This is a genomic window from Arthrobacter sp. Hiyo1, from assembly GCF_001263615.2.
Lineage (GTDB): Bacteria > Actinomycetota > Actinomycetes > Actinomycetales > Micrococcaceae > Arthrobacter.
This window is the reverse complement of record NZ_DF952471.1, coordinates 16,176-17,210: the sequence shown is the minus strand read 5'-3', so window position 1 is coordinate 17,210 and position 1,035 is coordinate 16,176. Positions and strand designations below refer to the sequence as shown.

2 protein-coding genes are annotated in these 1,035 nt (G+C 65.9%); both read left to right on the top strand.

From position 1 onward, the window contains the following. Nucleotides 1–634 (top strand): FecCD family ABC transporter permease (locus tag AHiyo1_RS11710; protein ID WP_148667562.1); only part of this gene is annotated, 634 nt, incomplete at its 5' end. Between the two features lie 38 nt (nt 635–672). Next, nucleotides 673–1,035 (top strand): iron chelate uptake ABC transporter family permease subunit (locus AHiyo1_RS11705; RefSeq protein WP_148667563.1); only part of this gene is annotated, 363 nt, incomplete at its 3' end.

The following is a 1,035-nucleotide window of genomic DNA, read 5'->3' as shown; positions in this document are numbered from 1 at the left end:
CGTCGGTGCCGCGGCGGCCGCCGTCGTCGTCTATCTGATTGCGTCGATCGGGCGTGACGGTGCGACGCCGGTGATGCTCGCTTTGGCAGGGGCGGCGCTGAGTGCGGGGCTTTACTCGATAATGAACGTCATCCTGGTTTCGAGCCAGGACACCCTGGACCGCTTCCGTTTCTGGCAGGTGGGTGGAATTGCCGGCAGCGACTGGTCCGTGGTGTTGACCGGATTGCCCTTCCTGCTGATTGGCGCGTTGATCGTGCTGGGCAGCGGGCGGATCCTCAACAGCCTGGCCCTCGGCGATGACGTTGCCCGCGGGCTCGGCCAGAATGTGACCCTGGCCAGGGGCGTCACCGCGCTTGGAATCGTGCTGCTCTGCGGATCGGCCACGGCGTTGGCTGGTCCCATCGGATTCGTCGGACTCGTGGTTCCACATGCCGTGCGTTTCTTTACGGGTCCGGACTACCGCTGGATCCTGCCGTTCTCCATGGTTCTCGCGCCGGCACTCCTCCTGGTTTCGGACGTGATCGGCCGGGTAGTGCTGCTGCCGGGCGAAGTTCCCGCGGGCATCATGACGGCCATCCTCGGTGCCCCCGTCTTCGTGTGGCTCGTCCGCCGGGGCAAGGGGGCGTCGCTGTGAACCTCCGCAGCAGGACCGCACTCCTGGGCACCGGCGTCATGGTCCTCTTTGCGGTGACTGTGCTCCTTGGCAGCTACACGGTCACCATCCCCGATTTCTTCAGGATCCTCACTGCCCACTTGACGGGCGGGGAGAAGATCCCGGGCGCAAGCTTCATCGTCATGGAAAACAAACTGCCGCGGGCCGTGCTGGCAATCCTGATTGGTCTGGCGTTCGGCCTCTCGGGCGGGCTCTTCCAGACCATGCTCCGCAACCCCCTTGCCAGCCCCGACGTCATCGGCATCAGTTACGGTGCGAGTGCCGCGGCAGTCCTGGCCATTGTGGTGTTCGGCGCGTCCGGTGCCGCCGTGTCCGCGGCCGCGCTCGCTGGTGCGATCGGCGTCGCGTTGTCATCTACGCCA